Raw genomic sequence first — 14,207 nt, forward strand, 5'->3', positions numbered from 1 at the left:
CTTAATGAACGGTTGCGGCCTTCCCGGGGGATTTACGCTGCGCCGTAACCTGTCGCCAACCGTGCGCCGATAGGGTCGGCTCTTGCCGCCGAGGAATGGGTCCATGCCGCCAGAGATCGAACAGACCGCCGCCCTCGATGGTTCGGTGGCGCGGCAAGCGCTCGACACCCAGACCTCGCTGCTCCCCCACGCCCTGGCGGCCTTCGCCGTCAGCCTGCCGTTCTATGTCTGGGCCGGCTCCTACGCGCTCAACGCCGTCTGGATGACCGGGACCTTCGCGATCTTCGCCGCCGCCTGGGGCGTCTTCTACATCATCGTCAACTGGCTGAAGCAGCCGCAGAACGCCGCGAACCTGCGCGACCGCAGCCGGATGCACATCCTGGCCGGCCTGCTCTGGTCGATCGCCGTCGGCCAGATCGCCGCCTTCGCCGACGGCGCGGGGCCGGCGCGCACGCCGCTGCTGCTGATCTCGGTGGCCGCGGCGGTGATGGTGATCTTCTTCACCTCGCCCTGGCTGCCCAGCCTGCTCATCGTCGGCGGCGCCACGGCGGCCGGGCCGCTCTATTTCCTTCACGACATCCAGGAAGACAAGGCGCTGGCCAATACGGCCTGGGGCGCGATCGCTTTGGCCCTGGCGCTGGCCCTCATCGTCAACCGCCTGCTGCGCCGCCAGTTCACCCTCGCCGCCGAGCGCGAACACCTCATATCCGAGCGCGCCAGCCAGACCGACCAGGCCCAGCGCCTGGCCCAGTCGAAATCCGACCTCCTGGCCACCCTCAGCCACGAGATCCGCAACGGCCTGACCGGCGTCGCCCACGTCCTCTCGGCCGCCGTCGGGCGCAACGGCCGCGCCGCCCCCTCGCGCGAGCAGTTGCTGGCGGCGCTCGATGCGGCCAACGACCTCCTCGCCGTGCTCAACACCACCCTCGATTCCGAAACCGCCGAGGCCGGCCGCCTGGAGGTCGAGCGCGAGCCGTTCGACGCCCTCGCCCTGCTCGGCGACCTCGTCATCCTCAACCGCCCCCACGCCGCGGCCAAGGGTCTGGAGCTGTCGCTCCACATCGATCCCGAACTCGCGGGCCTGCGGCGGGGCGCGGCCGTCGCCGACGCCCATCGGGTGCGCCAGATCCTCGCCAACCTGCTCGGCAACGCGCTCAAGTTCACCGTCCGCGGACGGGTCGAGGCGCGCGCGGAACTCACCGCAACCGGCATGCTCGCCATCGAGATCGCCGACACCGGCCCTGGCCTGGCGCGCGAGGAGCTGGAGCAGGCCTTCGAGCCGTTCAACCGCATCGCCCGCACCAGCGCCGGCACCTCGGGCGCAGGCCTTGGCCTGTCGCTGTCGCGTCGCCTCGCCCGGCTGATGGGCGGCGAGCTGGCCGCCCACAGCGCCGTCGGCGTCGGCTCCTGCTTCCGCCTCGAACTGCCCTTCGACGACATGGCCCTGGCCGAACGCCCGTCGCAGGCGGCGAGCGAGGCCGCCGCCGGTCCGGCCGCAGCCCCCGAAGCGCGCCAGGCCCTGCGCGTGCTGATCGCCGAGGACGACGCCCTCAACGCGGCCATGCTGCGCGCGGTGATCGAGCAACTGGGCCACCAGGTCGTCCACGCGGTCGACGGCCGCCGCGCGGTCGACCTCGCCAGCGTCTGCGAGTTCGACCTGCTGATGATCGACGGGCGGATGCCCAATCTCGACGGGCCGGCCGCCATCGCCGCGGTCCGCGCGCTCGACGGCGCCTGCGCGGCCGTGCCCATCGTCGCCGTGATCGGCGGCGACGCCGACGAAGCCCGCGAATGCGTCGCCTCCGGCGCCGATGCGGTGCTGCGCAAGCCGGTCAGCGTCAACGCCGTCGCCCGCGCCATCGCCGAGGCGGTCGCCGCCGAGCGCGACGACGACCGTCCCCTGCGCGCCTTCGCCTGACGCCGCTCGCACGCCCTTGAGGCGCCGCCCCCGCCCAGCCAAGATGCGCTCCAATCAAAGAGGGAGGCGTGAAAGTGCTGCTGCAGGGTCTCAAGGTCGTCGAGTTCGCCTCCTACATCGCCGCGCCCGGCGCCGCCGGCGTGCTGGCCGACTGGGGCGCCGAGGTGGTCAAGGTCGAGCGGCCCGAGGGCGACCCGATGCGGCACGTCTTCGGCGACGCCAAGAGCGAGATCGCCAGCAACCCAACCTTCGGCCTCGACAACCGCGGCAAGCGCGCCATCGTCCTCGACATCTCCAAGCCCGAGGGGCGCGATGCCCTGGCCCGCCTCGCGGCACAGGCCGACGTCTTCCTGACTAACGTCCGTCCCGCGGCCCTCAAGCGCGCCGGCCTGGACGAAGCAGCCCTGCGCGCCGCCAACCCACGGCTGATCTACGCCATGGTCACCGGCTATGGGCTGGAAGGCCCCGACGCCGCCAAGCCGGGCTTCGACGTCACCGCCTTCTGGTCGCGGGCCGGCGTCGCCCACATGCACGCGCCCAAGGGCTCGGACCCGTTCATCCTGCGCACCGGGGTCGGCGACCACACCACCTCGCTCGCCACCGTCTCGGCCATCCTCGCGGCCCTCTACGAGCGCGAGCGCACCGGCCAGGGCCGCGTCGTCCAGACCTCGCTGCTGGCGACGGGCGTCTATTCGGTCGGCTCCGACCTCGCCGTCCAGCTCGCCTTCGGCAAGCTCGCCTCCAACCGCCCGCGCAACGCCCCCTTCGATCCGCTGGCCAATTTCTATCGCAGCCGCGACGAGCGCTGGTTCGTGCTCAATCCCCGCGGGGCCAGCAACGACTGGCAGACCCTCTGCAAGATCTTCGAGCGCCCCGACCTGCCCGCCGATGAGCGTTTCGCCACCGGCCGCGTCCGCCGCCTGCACAGCGCCGAGCTGGTCGCCGAACTCGACAAGGCCTTCAACGCCCTGGACTTCGACGAGATCGCCGCCCGCCTGGACGCGGTCGATTTCGTCTGGGCGCCCGTCCAGTCCCCGGCCCAGGTCGCCGCCGACCCGCAGGCCGCCGCCGCCGGCGCCTTCGTCGAGGTCGAGGACGGCCAGGGCGGAACCTATCGCTCGCCCGCCGCCCCGGCCCTGTTCCCCGGCCTGGAGCGCCAGACCCGCCCGGCCTCGCCCGACCTTGGCCAGCACACCCGCGAGGTCCTGACCGAGCTCGGCTATTCGTCCGAGGACATCGAAGCCCTGATCGCCGCCGGCGCCGCCGCTTAGCGTTGATAACTATTATCAGCCCGCGCTATATTCGGGTGGGAGATCGGTCATGGCGAGCAGCGTCAATCTCGGAAGCCGGCTGGAAGATTTCGTCGCCAGCCTCGTAAAGACGGGCCGCTACAATTCACGCAGCGAGGTCATGCGCGAGGGCGTTCGTCTCATTCATGAGCGCGAAACCCGCCTTGCAGCGCTCGACGCTTCGATCCGCCGCGGGCTCGACGACGCCGACAAGGGGCGTGTCCACGATCTCGATACCGTGCTGGAGACCCTCGACGCAAAATATGCGGCCATGGATGAAGCCGGCGGCGATCGGTGAAGGTCGTCCTCTCGGACGAAGCCCGCGACGATCTCGAACGCATTGGCGACTATATCGCGCAAGATAGTCCCTCACGCGCCCGGAGCTTCATTCGCGAATTGATCGCCGCCGCACGTGAGATCGGCGACATCCCGAACGGATTTCCACTCGTCCCACGGTATGAGCGGCTCGGGATTCGCCGTCGGCCCCATGGCGCCTATCTCATCTTCTACCGCGCCGAGGCGGGCCGCGTGACGATCCTCCATGTCCTGCATGACGCCCGCGACTACGAGGCTCTTCTGTTTCCCGATGCCTGATCGCGCGTCATCGCGCGCCGCCTAGCTCTTCTTGTCCCGCGCCTCGGACAGCACCCGCAGCATTTCGCTGGTGAACAGCGAGCCGGTCGCCCGCAGGCTGGAGCTGGCGTCGTCGTCGGCCTTGCTGCCGCGCAGGATCAGGTCGACCATCGCCTCCTGGCTCACCTGCATGGCCTGCTGGCGGGCCGAGGCGTACTGGATGAAGCCACTGCTCTCCTGCACGGGCCTGGCCGCCGGCGCCGCCAGGCCTGCGCCCCCCGTCCGCGTCAGGTTGGCATAGACCTCCGAGACCGTGGCGGGCCGGCCGTCGCGATAGAAGATCGAGCGGTTGGCGCCGGCCGCATCGGGGAACAGGCTGGCCGCGCTGGCGCCCGGCTGGCTGCGCATCGCCTCGATCAGCCGCGCCGAGCCCTGCGGCCCCAGGAAGTGCGCCGCATAGAGCTCGCCCGCGGTCGGCGTGCGTCCCACCCGCCCGCGCAGGTACGAGGCGTGGTCCGAGGTCAGCTCCCCGGCCATCAGCGAGGCCGCATGCGGGTCCAGCCGCAGGTCCATCACCGCCTTGCGCGCCTCGGCCCCGGCCACGCGATAGCGCCCGTCCGCCCCCTTGGTGATCAAGTCGGCGTAGCGGGCGTAGCCGTATTTCGCCCCATGCTGCTTGAGGGTCGAGAGCCAGGTCTGCTCGACGAACTGGAACAGCCCGGCCGCCGAGGACGACGACGCCTTGGCCTTGGGGTTGTAGCCGCTCTCGCGGTGCGCCGTGCGCATCAGGAAGGTGAAGTCGACGCCGGTGGCGTTGGAGGCCCGCTGGATCGCGGCCTCCACGGCTCCCCTGATTCCCTGGATCGACATGCGCCAGATGTCGCCGCTCATGGTTAACGCGGCGCTAACCATGTTCGGCCAGCCGGCGCCGGAAGGTCACCGCCCCGCCACGGTTACGCTTCCCCAAGGTCAAGCTGCAGCCACGATCGCGGCGCGACCCTTTGTTTCAGCGACGCAAGAAACAAAGGGAGGTCGCCATGGTCGTCCGTCAATTCCTGCCCCTCGCCGCCGGCCCCGCCGCGCCGCGGCCACGACGCTCGCCCGCCGTCACCGCCGCCGTCGCGCTGTCGGTGCTGATCCACGCCGGCCTGGCCGCCTATCTGGCCGTGAAGACCTGGACCCCGCCGCAGGCGCCGCCCCTGCCCGAAGGCCCGATCATCTCGGTGGAGACCGTCACCCTGCGCCCCCCGCCCAAGGTCGAACCGCCGCAGGACCGGCCGCGGCCGGTGAGCCCGCGGGTCAGCGCGCCGGTCCAGGCGCCGCTGCAGGTCGCGCCGATCCCGATGGCCCCAGCGCTCAGCTCGCCCCCGCTCGCCCCGCCCGCGACCATCGCCCCGCCGGCGACGCCAGCTCCGGCGCCCGCGCCGGTGATCGTCTCGCCCGACTGGCTGAAGCGCCCCGGCGCCCGCGAGTTCGCACGCTTCTATCCCGACTCCGCCCAGCGCCGCGGAATCGGCGGAACCGCGACCCTCGCCTGCCAGGTCAGCGCCTCCGGCCTGCTCAGCGCCTGCTCGGTGGTCCGCGAAACTCCGGCCGACGAAGGGTTCGGCCGCGCGGCCCTGAAGCTCGCGCCCTTCTTCCGCATGAGCCCCATGACCCGCGACGGCCAGGCGGTGGAGGGTGGGACCGTGCAGATCCCGATCCGCTTCAACCTCGGCTGAGCGCCGCGCTCGGCCTGTTCAATAGCTCTTGGGCAGGCCGAGCACCCGTTCGGCGATGTAGTTCAGCACCATCTCGCGGCTGATCGGGGCGATCCGCGCGATCATCGCCTCGCGGAAATAGCGCTCGACGTGGAACTCCTTGGCGTAGCCCATGCCGCCGTGCGACAGCACCGCCGCCTCGCAGGCGAGGAACCCCGCCTCCCCGCCCAGGTACTTGGCCGCGTTGGCTTCGGCCCCGCACTCGCGGCCGGCGTCGAACAGGGCCGCGGCCTTGAACGCCATCAGGTTCGCCGCCTCCAGCTCGGCCCAGGCCCTGGCCAGCGGATGGGCCACCCCCTGGTTCTGGCCGATCGGCCGGCCGAACACTACGCGCTCCTTGGCGTAGCCCGCCGCACGCGCCAGGGCCGCGCGCCCCAACCCCACGGCCTCGGCCGCGAACAGCACCCGCTCCGGGTTCAGCCCGTCGAGCAGGTAATAGAACCCGCGCCCCTCCTCGCCGATCAGGTCGCCGGCCGGGACTTCCAGGCTGTCGATGAAGACGCTGTTCGACTCCACCGCCTTGCGGCCCATCTTCGGGATCACCGTGGCGCTGATCTTCGAGCGGTCGAAGTCGGTGTAGAACAGGCTGAGCCCTTCGGTCGCCTTCTTCACCTGATCGCGCGGCGTCGTGCGCGCGATGATCAGCATCTTGTTGGCGCGCTGGGCCATGGTGGTCCACACCTTGCGGCCGGAGATCACATAGCCGTCGTTGGTCCGCACCGCCCGCGTGGTCAGGCTGGTGGTGTCCAGCCCCGCATCCGGCTCGGTGATGCCGATGCAGATCTTGTCTTCCCCGGACATCAATCGCGGGATCGCCCGGTTCCGGAGTTCATCGCTTCCATACCGGACGATCGGCATCGGCCCGAAGATGTTGAGATGCATGGCGCTCGCGCCGGAGAACCCGGCCCCTGACTGCGCTACCGCCTGCATGACCAGCGCCGCCTCGGTCAGGCCCAGCCCCGCCCCGCCCAGCTCGGCCGGCATGGCCGTTCCCAGCCAGCCGCCAGCGGCCATGGCTGCGACGAATTCCTCAGGAAAATCGCCGGTTTCGTCGGTCCGCCTCCAGTAGTCGGCGTCGAACTGGGCGCAGAGGCGCGCAACGCTCTCGACAATGGCTTCCTGTTCCTCGCTCAGCCAGAAGCCGCTCATCGTCCGTCCTCCCCAAAGCCGCTTCAGCCGGCGTCGAACCGCGCCGGACTCAGGCGCTCGGCATAGGGGCCGGCTTCCCCCTCCGTCACGCAAGCGGCGATCAGCCGGGCGACCAGCGGCGCCAGCAGCCAGCCGTTGCGCCTGGCTCCCACCGCCAGCAGCACGCCATGGTGCCGCCCGCGCCCGACCAGCGGCAGGCCGTCGGGCGTCGCCGCCCGCACCCCGGTCTCGGCCTCGAACCTCGCCCCCGCCAGCGCCGGGAACAGCCGCGCCCCGGCCGCCTCCAGCGGCGCGGCCTGATCCGGCTCTACCGCCCGGTCCGCCGCGCCCGCCTGCATGGTCGCGCCGACGGTCAGCCCCCCCGGCGCGCCGGTCACATAGGCTCCAGGCCCCCGCACCACCACGCCGCGATAATCGACGTCGCGCGTGCGCAGGATATGTCCCTTGATCGGCGACAGGTGCGACAGCTCCGGCGCCACCACCGCCAGGTCGCGGCCGCCGCCCGTGGCGATCACCAGCCGCTCGCCGCCCTCGAAGCCGGTGGCCGCGGCCTGGCGGAACTCCACTCCGGCCGCCTCGGCGGCGCGCCGCAGGGCCGCCAGCGCCGCCTTCGCCTCGATCCGCCAGTCCTCGCGCACCAGCAGGCCGCGGCCCCAATCCGCCGCCAGGCCCGGCGCCAGCCCCTCCAGCGCCCGGCGCTCCAACTCCGTCGGATGCAGGCCAAGCCCCCGCAGCCGCGCCTCCACTCCCGCCAGATGGGCGCTGTCGCCCGTGGCCAGCGCGCCCGCCCGGTCGACGACGATCCCGATCCGCGCCTCCAGCGCCGGCCACAGGTCGCGGGCCGCCAACAGCAGGTCGAAGTGCGGCGTCGCGGCGGCGTCCAGCACCGCCTCGAAGGCCGGCGCCAACATGCCCGCCGCCACGCCCGAGGCGTTGTCGCCCAGCCCGGCCGGATCGAACACCGTCACCTGCGCCCCAGCGTCCGCCAGGGCGAGCGCCGTGGTGAGGCCGAGCGCGCCGGCCCCGGCCACAGTGATCTTCGGGCCTTTGGTCATGGCCTTAACGAGCGGGCTTCGCGGTCAAAATCAAGGGGCGTGGCCGCGCCGGTTCCGCTCAGCGGCGTCGGAACAGCACCTCCAGCCCCTGGATCACGTCTTCCATCAGCGGCGAGTCCCGGGCCGCGCCCTCGGCCAGGGTCAGGGAGGCGGCGCCATGGCCGCAGGCCCAGACCGCCAAGGCGACCTTGTGGACCAGGTCCGGCTCGACGCCCTGCTGGCTCGGCGCCTTGCCGATCAGCTCCTCCAGCACCGCAAAGGCGCTGTCGCGGGCCGCCGCCGCCTCCGGGTCGGTCATCAGGGCGGCGTCGAACATCAGCTCGTAGAGCGCCGGCTGGGCGCGCGCGAAGGCGAAATAGGCCAGGGCTGCGGTGCGGATCGGCGTCTCGGTCGGCGCCTGTTCGGAGGCTTCGCGCAGGCTGGCCTCCAGGTCGCGGAAGCCGCTGGCCGCCAGCCCCGCCATCAGGGCCGCCTTCGAGGCGTAGTGATGATAGACCGAACCGGCCGCGATCCCCGCCCGCGCGGCCAGGGCGCGCAGGTTCAGCTCCGAGCGGCCGCCCTGTTCCAGCAGGGCCCGCGCCTCGTTCAGAAGCAACGCCCGCAGGTTGCCGACATGATAAGGCCGCCGCCGCGGCGCGCCGCCCTGCACCCACGGCATCAGTTCGCCTCCGCAGCGACGAGGGCGCTCGGTCTGCGAGTCATGGCGATCCTCCAGGGCGTCTCCGGCGAAGTCGCGCCGGCTCAATCAAGAAAATTGTTTAAATTCAAAAGCTTTTAAGCGAAATCCGAAATAGGATCTCGCTGCGGGTGAACGATGTTCACAAGCTTGACGCAGCTTGTCGATAGGCGCTTTGCGCGGCGTCAAGCCGCGCGGGCGGCCTCGGCGCTCTGCAAGGCCAGCTCCAGGATCTCGTACAGCCGCGCGATCTCCAGGGGCTTGGGCACGAAATCGTCCATGCCGGCCTCGGCGTACTCCGCCACCTGATGGGCCATGGCGTTGGCGGTCAGGGCGACGATCGGCGTCCTCGCCCGACCCTCGGCCCGCTCGCGGGCCCGGATCATCCGCGTCGCCGTCGGCCCGTCCATCCGCGGCATCTGCACGTCCATCAGCACCAGGTCCCACGGCTGCTGTGACCAGGCCTCCAGCGCCTTGGCCCCGTCGTCGACGATCACCGGCTCTATGCCCACCTGCTCCAGCAGGGTCTTGAGCACGAGTTGGTTGACCGGATTGTCCTCGGCCGCCAGCACCCGCAGCGCCGCCGCACGCCGCCCGTCGAACGCCTCGACGGCCGGCGCCGCGGCATGCTGGCGTGCGCCCTCCACCCGCCGCAGCGGCAGGGTCACGACGAAGGTCGTTCCTTCGCCCGGCCGGCTCGACGCCACGATCTGGCCGCCCATCATCTCGGTCAGCTCGCGGCAGATCGCCAGGCCCAGCCCCGTGCCGCCGAACCGCCGCGTGGTCGAGGCGTCGGCCTGCTCGAACTTGGCGAACAGGCTGCTCAGCCGGTCCGGCGACACGCCGATGCCAGTGTCGCGCACGATGAGCGTGAGTCCTGCCGATCCATGCGCGGCCTCGACCGACACCTGGCCTTGCTCGGTGAACTTCAGCGCGTTGGAGAGCAGGTTGTAGAGAATCTGGCGCACCCGCGTGGAATCCCCGCGATAGACGCCCCGCGCCCGCGCCTCGATGGCCAGCGAGAACTCCAGCCCCTTGCTCCGGGCGATGGCGGCGAAGGCGGCGTGCGCCCCGCGCGCCAGGTCCTCGATGTCGAACTCGGTCTCCTCGAGCTCCAGCTTACCGGCCTCGATCTTCGACAGGTCCAGCACGTCGTTGAGGATGGCCAGCAGCGTCTCGCCCGATTGCCGGATCACCTCCAGCCGCTCGCGCTGGCGTTCGGGCAGGGCCGCATCGGCCGCCATGGCCTGGGCCATGCCCAGCACCCCGTTCAGCGGCGTGCGGATTTCATGGCTCATCGTGGCCAGGAACGCCGACTTGGCGCGGTTGGCGGCCTCGGCCTCCTCCTTGGCCTGCACCAGCGCCCGCTCGGCCATCTTGCGGGTGGTGACGTTCTGGATGGCTCCGACCACCCGCACCGGCCGTCCGCGAGGGTCGCTGAACAGCCGCGTCGCGCCGGTCGCCCAGACCTCCACCCCGTCGGTCCGCGCGATGCGGTATTCCGGCATCGGCCCCTCCTCGCCGGCCAGATGCGCCTGCCAGGCCGCGATGATCGCGGCCCGGTCGCGCGGATCGATGGTGCTGAACAGGTCGTGCTCCAGCTCCTCGAAGGTCTTGGGCTCGGTAAAGAAGGTGTCCTCGGCCCCGACCTTGATGAGTTCGCGGCGCAGGTAGTCCATCTCGAAGACGTGGACGTCGGCGATCTGCATGGCCAGCTTCAGGCGCTCTTCCGAACGCTCCGTCGCTTCCAGCGCCCGCACCACGTCGGTGATCTCGTGGCTGGCCAGGATCATGCCGCCGACCGCGCCGCCGGCGGTGCGCCAGGGGGCCAGTTCGGCGCTGTACCAGCGCAGGGTCCCGTCGTCGCCCGTGACCGAGAACCGCTCGGCGCGGATGGCCTCCCCGGCCAGCACCCGCGCATAGGTCTCGCGCCAGGGCTCGAACTCGCGCGGGGCCAGTTCGCAGACCGACCGCCCCTCGATCTCGCGGCCTTCCAGGCCCAGAGTCCTGATCCACCGGGGGCTCGCCTTGACCACCCGCAGCTCGGCGTCGGTCAGCACCACAGCCACCGGCATCGCCTCGATCATCGCCGCCAGGGTGGCGCGCACCGCGTCCCGCTCGCGCAGGCTCTCCTCCCGCGCGCGCGCGGTCTGGGCCCGCTCCCAATCGTCGGCGACGAACTGCGCCAGGTCGCCCAGCCGCGCCGCCAGCCTGGGGTCGAAGGCCATCGGCTCCACGCCGGCCACCGCCAGCACGCCCGGTGTCGATCCGTCGGCCAGGCGGATCGGCGCGCCGACATAGAACCGCAGATGCGGCGGCCCGACCACTGGGGGCAGGCCGGCGAAGCGCTCGTCCTTCCGCGCGTCCTCGATCCAGAGCAGCCGGCCCTCGGCCAGCACGATCTCGACGCCGCGGTCGCGGGTCCGTCGGACGTCTTCACGCCGCTCGCGGCTGCACCAGATTTCGCCGTCGCGCGTCAGGACCACCTGGGCGTCGAGCGCGCCGAACATCGTCTTGGCCAACCGCGAGGCGCGGTCGCAGACAGCCTGGGATATGTCCAGCCCCAAGGGACGCTGTTCCCCCGCGCCTGTCGCCATGCCCGTTCTCCGCCCCGAAAACCCCGCCGATACTGCGGGGGCAAGGTTAAGGCGCCATTGAGCCGCCCGGCTCGCATGTAAGGCTGCAATCCAGAATCGCGTTAGAGGCGCGTATTAACTTTCTGTTGCGCCGCAATACCCGCCTCACGATAAAGGTGTGGCCGGGCGGGTTGCGGCCATGCCAGAGAGCCGAAGCGTCGCCATGGCGCACCGTGATCGAGGACGTTCTCTAGTGAACGAGCATTCTGAAGACCAAGGCCCGGATCCGATCGACGTCGCGGTCGGCCACCGCATCCGCGTCCGCCGCAAGTGGCTGGGCGTATCCCAGTCGACTCTGGCCGAACACCTGGGCGTCAGCTTCCAGCAGGTCCAGAAATACGAGCGCGGCGCCAACCGCGTGTCGGCCTCCATGCTCGTGCGCATCGCCCAGAGGCTCGACACCACCGTCGGCGAACTGGTCGGCGAGACCGCCACCCCGTTCAGCGACGAGGGCCTGTTCGAAAAGCTCGCCGTGCCGGGCGCGGTCCAGTTGCTGGAAGCCTTCGCCAGCGTCCAGCAACCCTCGATGCGCACCGCCATCCTCAACCTGACCCGCTCGCTGATCGACGAGTCCGACGCAGGCTCGGTCGCCGTCCGCCGCGCGCGCTGAGATCAGGCGCTCCGCCGCTTCGCCATGAAGGCCAGGTGGTGCAGCACGATCCCCGAGGTCGCCGCCACATTGAGGGAATCGAACGCGCCCGCCATCGGAATGCGGACCGTGCGCGCCTGCGCCAGCAGGTCGTCCGCCAGCCCCGGCCCCTCGGCCCCCAGCAGCACAGCCGCCCGCGCCGCCCGCTCGGTCTGCGCCAGGGTTTGCGCCCCGCGCGGGCTGAGCGCCAACGCCTCGAACCCATGCGCCGCCAGCAGGCCGGGCAGGTCCTCGCCCGGCGCCAGCCGCGCGAACGGCGTGATCAGCGCGGCCCCCACCGAAACCCGGATCGCCTTGCGATAGAGCGGGTCGCAGCAGTCGGAATCGAGGATCACCGCGTCCGCGCCGAACGCCGCCGCATTGCGGAAGATTCCGCCCATATTGTCGTGATTGGCGATCGCGCTCAGCACCAGCACCAGCGCCTCGCGCGGCAGCCTCGCCAGCAATTCGTCGGCGCTCGGCGCCGCGCGCCTGCGCCCCAGCGCCAGCATGCCGCGATGGATCGGAAACCCGACGATGGCGTCCATCGCCGCCTGGCCGGCGACATAGACCGGCGTCCCGTCCGGCAGGGCCTCGATCACCTCGGCCAGGGCCGCCAACCGTTTCTGCGCCACCAGCAGCGACACCGGCGCGCATAGCGGCGAGCGCGACAGCACCCGCAGCACCACCTCGCCCTCGGCCACGAACAGTCCCTGACGCCCGACCAGGTCGCGCTCGCGCACGTCCCGATAGGCGGCCGTCCGCGGATCGTCAGCGTCTTCGATATGGACGAGCTGGCCCGCCAGGTCTTTCCCCTCGCTCTTCCTTGCGCCCGGCGGGTCATACACCGGGGCGTTCTTCGGAACATCCCTCGCCCCGCGAAGTTGAAACCCGAGAGGAGAGCCGACATGAAAACCCTGATCCTGGCCGCCGCCATGGCCGCCTTCGCCCTGGCCGCCTGCGACCAGCGCCCCGAGCCGCAGGGCGAGACCACCGGCGCGGCCATGCCCGACACCTCACAGCCGACGCCCGTTCCCGGCCCGGCCCAGACCGCCGCGCCCGACGCCGGCGACACCGGCGTGGTCCCCGCCGACGGCTCGGCCCCGCCTATGCAGCCCTCCCCGCCGCCGGCGAAATAGCCTCAAGCCGCCCTGGCCCGGCGCAACGTGCTGAGGATCGACTGCGCGGCTCCAGCCGCCTGGCTGCGGATGTCCGGCGCCGAGGTGATCTCCCAAAACGCGCCGCGGGTCAGCGGCCCGACGGCGTAGAGCCCCGCTTGCGCCTGCCCGCCGGCCCCCACCAGGCGCGATCCGACATCGACCTCCGCGCCCAGCCGGCACGGATCGGGCCGGATCAGGCCCGAAGCCAGCAGCCGCGCCAGCAGCGGATCGCGCGCCTGCTCCAGGTCGCCCAGGAAGCCGCTGCAGTTCACCACCGCCGAAACGCCCAGCCGGCGCGCCACACGGCCGCCCCGCGGCCGCCATGTCGCCTCCACGCCGCCTTGCGTCAGGGCCAGGCCGGTCAGTTCCCCGGCCCGCACCACCAGTTCGCGCCCGCGCATCATCAGCCCGATCCGCCGCGCCACGCTGGGCGCCAGCCGGTGGCGGTGAACGTCCCACCATGGCCGCACATGCCGCAGGAACTGGCGCCGTTCGGCCAGGCTCCAGCCCAGCCAGATCCCCTGCACATGCGGCCGCAGGGCGTCGACCGCCTCGCGCCAGCGGCCGCCATCCGAGGCCGCCCGCACCGCCGCGAACAGCTCTCGCGGCGATCCAGCCGTCCGCATCGGGACGGCCGCGCCCGCGGTCGGCGCATGCGGCCGCGGAACCAGCCCGCGACGCGAGATCGCCCAGAACCGCCGCCCCGGCCGCCAGAGACTGATGGCCGCGTCGATCATGGTCAGGCCGCTGCCGATCAGCAGCACGTCGCTCGCCGCCCCATCCAGCCGCGCCTTCGGGTCCCACGGGTCGCCGATGTAGCGCGGCGAGGCCAGCAGGTCGGCGCCCGCCGCGGCCGGCGGCGCCGGGGCCAGCACACCCAGCGCCAGCACCACCGCGTCCGCCTCGATCTCGCGGCCCAGCGCCAGCCGCACCCGCCAGCCTTCGCCGGCGCGCCGCACCTCCACCGCCTCGTCCTGCTCCAGCAGCAACCGCCCGGCGGGCGCGCTTTCCAGCGCCCGGCGCAGCAGGTCCTGCAGATAGTCGCCATAGACGCCGCGGGTCACGAACCCGCCATGAGCGCTCCAGCCCTCGCGCCCCGCCAGCCAGCGGGTGAAGTGGTCCGGGTCGTCCGGATAGGCGCTCATATTGGCCACCCGCACGTTCAGCAGGTGATCTGGATTGGCCGTCGCATAGGCCGCCCCGCGCCCGAATGCGCCGGAACGCTCGATCAGCCGCACCGTCGGCCCATCGGGCGCCGCCGCCAGGTGCAGCGCCGTCAACAGCCCCGAGAACCCCGCCCCGATCACCGCCACCGCTGGTCTTTGACTCATGGCCGAACTCCGCATGAGCCAAATTCCTATCA

At 71.7% G+C, this 14,207-nt stretch carries 14 protein-coding genes; 7 read left to right on the forward strand and 7 right to left on the reverse strand.

Features of this window, described 5'->3' with window-relative positions; genetic code table 11:
• Positions 1 to 103: 103 nt before the first annotated feature.
• The 4 genes from ACE3TL_RS05165 (at position 104) to ACE3TL_RS05180 (ending at position 3,801) form a co-directional block, all read left to right on the forward strand.
• A complete protein-coding gene (locus tag ACE3TL_RS05165) occupies positions 104 to 1,918 on the forward strand; it encodes an ATP-binding protein (RefSeq protein WP_374577652.1) in 1,815 nt (604 codons plus the stop codon).
• 68 nt (positions 1,919 to 1,986) lie between these two features.
• Positions 1,987 to 3,189, forward strand: coding sequence for a CaiB/BaiF CoA transferase family protein (locus tag ACE3TL_RS05170; protein WP_374577653.1), 1,203 nt, complete (start codon positions 1,987 to 1,989; stop codon positions 3,187 to 3,189).
• Positions 3,190 to 3,238: 49 nt separating this feature from the next.
• Positions 3,239 to 3,505, forward strand: a complete 267-nt coding sequence (locus ACE3TL_RS05175; RefSeq protein WP_374577654.1) for a type II toxin-antitoxin system ParD family antitoxin — start codon at positions 3,239 to 3,241, stop codon at positions 3,503 to 3,505.
• Positions 3,502 to 3,801, forward strand: coding sequence for a type II toxin-antitoxin system RelE/ParE family toxin (locus tag ACE3TL_RS05180; RefSeq protein WP_374577655.1), 300 nt, complete (start codon positions 3,502 to 3,504; stop codon positions 3,799 to 3,801). Before ACE3TL_RS05175 ends, ACE3TL_RS05180 begins: the two co-directional genes overlap by 4 nt.
• Before the next feature lie 21 nt (positions 3,802 to 3,822).
• Here the strand turns inward: ACE3TL_RS05180 and ACE3TL_RS05185 are convergent, their stop codons facing one another.
• Positions 3,823 to 4,650, reverse strand: coding sequence for a transglycosylase SLT domain-containing protein (locus ACE3TL_RS05185; RefSeq protein WP_374577683.1), 828 nt, complete (start codon positions 4,648 to 4,650; stop codon positions 3,823 to 3,825).
• Positions 4,651 to 4,817: 167 nt separating this feature from the next.
• Between ACE3TL_RS05185 and ACE3TL_RS05190 the strand changes: the two genes are divergently transcribed.
• Positions 4,818 to 5,501, forward strand: a complete 684-nt coding sequence (locus ACE3TL_RS05190) for a TonB family protein (RefSeq protein ID WP_374577656.1) — start codon at positions 4,818 to 4,820, stop codon at positions 5,499 to 5,501.
• A gap of 18 nt (positions 5,502 to 5,519) precedes the next feature.
• Here the strand turns inward: ACE3TL_RS05190 and ACE3TL_RS05195 are convergent, their stop codons facing one another.
• From ACE3TL_RS05195 to ACE3TL_RS05210, 4 genes are all read right to left on the reverse strand, one after another.
• Entirely contained in the window at positions 5,520 to 6,689 is a 1,170-nt protein-coding gene (locus tag ACE3TL_RS05195) for an acyl-CoA dehydrogenase family protein (protein WP_374577657.1), read from the reverse strand.
• Positions 6,690 to 6,712: 23 nt separating this feature from the next.
• Positions 6,713 to 7,744 (reverse strand): NAD(P)/FAD-dependent oxidoreductase, encoded by a 1,032-nt coding sequence (locus tag ACE3TL_RS05200; protein ID WP_374577658.1) that lies wholly within the window; start codon positions 7,742 to 7,744, stop codon positions 6,713 to 6,715.
• Positions 7,745 to 7,802: 58 nt separating this feature from the next.
• Positions 7,803 to 8,402 carry a TetR/AcrR family transcriptional regulator gene (locus tag ACE3TL_RS05205; protein ID WP_374577659.1) on the reverse strand — a complete coding sequence of 200 codons (600 nt, stop codon included), beginning with the start codon at positions 8,400 to 8,402 and terminating at the stop codon, positions 7,803 to 7,805.
• A 203-nt stretch (positions 8,403 to 8,605) separates the two neighbouring features.
• The gene (locus ACE3TL_RS05210) at positions 8,606 to 11,017 is read right to left on the reverse strand and encodes an ATP-binding protein (protein ID WP_374577660.1); all 2,412 of its coding nucleotides are present in this window, start codon (positions 11,015 to 11,017) and stop codon (positions 8,606 to 8,608) included.
• 232 nt (positions 11,018 to 11,249) lie between these two features.
• Between ACE3TL_RS05210 and ACE3TL_RS05215 the strand changes: the two genes are divergently transcribed.
• Positions 11,250 to 11,666, forward strand: a complete 417-nt coding sequence (locus tag ACE3TL_RS05215) for a helix-turn-helix domain-containing protein (protein WP_374577661.1) — start codon at positions 11,250 to 11,252, stop codon at positions 11,664 to 11,666.
• 2 nt (positions 11,667 to 11,668) lie between these two features.
• Here the strand turns inward: ACE3TL_RS05215 and ACE3TL_RS05220 are convergent, their stop codons facing one another.
• Positions 11,669 to 12,490, reverse strand: coding sequence for a TrmH family RNA methyltransferase (locus ACE3TL_RS05220; RefSeq protein ID WP_374577684.1), 822 nt, complete (start codon positions 12,488 to 12,490; stop codon positions 11,669 to 11,671).
• Positions 12,491 to 12,592: 102 nt separating this feature from the next.
• On the opposite strand from ACE3TL_RS05220, the gene ACE3TL_RS05225 reads away from it, so the two are divergent.
• Positions 12,593 to 12,823 (forward strand): hypothetical protein, encoded by a 231-nt coding sequence (locus tag ACE3TL_RS05225; protein WP_374577662.1) that lies wholly within the window; start codon positions 12,593 to 12,595, stop codon positions 12,821 to 12,823.
• A gap of 2 nt (positions 12,824 to 12,825) precedes the next feature.
• On the opposite strand, the gene ACE3TL_RS05230 is transcribed toward ACE3TL_RS05225, so the two are convergent.
• Positions 12,826 to 14,175 (reverse strand): FAD/NAD(P)-binding protein, encoded by a 1,350-nt coding sequence (locus ACE3TL_RS05230; RefSeq protein WP_374577664.1) that lies wholly within the window; start codon positions 14,173 to 14,175, stop codon positions 12,826 to 12,828.
• Positions 14,176 to 14,207: the final 32 nt, after the last annotated feature.

Source organism: Phenylobacterium sp. (assembly GCF_041920015.1).
Classification (GTDB): domain Bacteria; phylum Pseudomonadota; class Alphaproteobacteria; order Caulobacterales; family Caulobacteraceae; genus Phenylobacterium.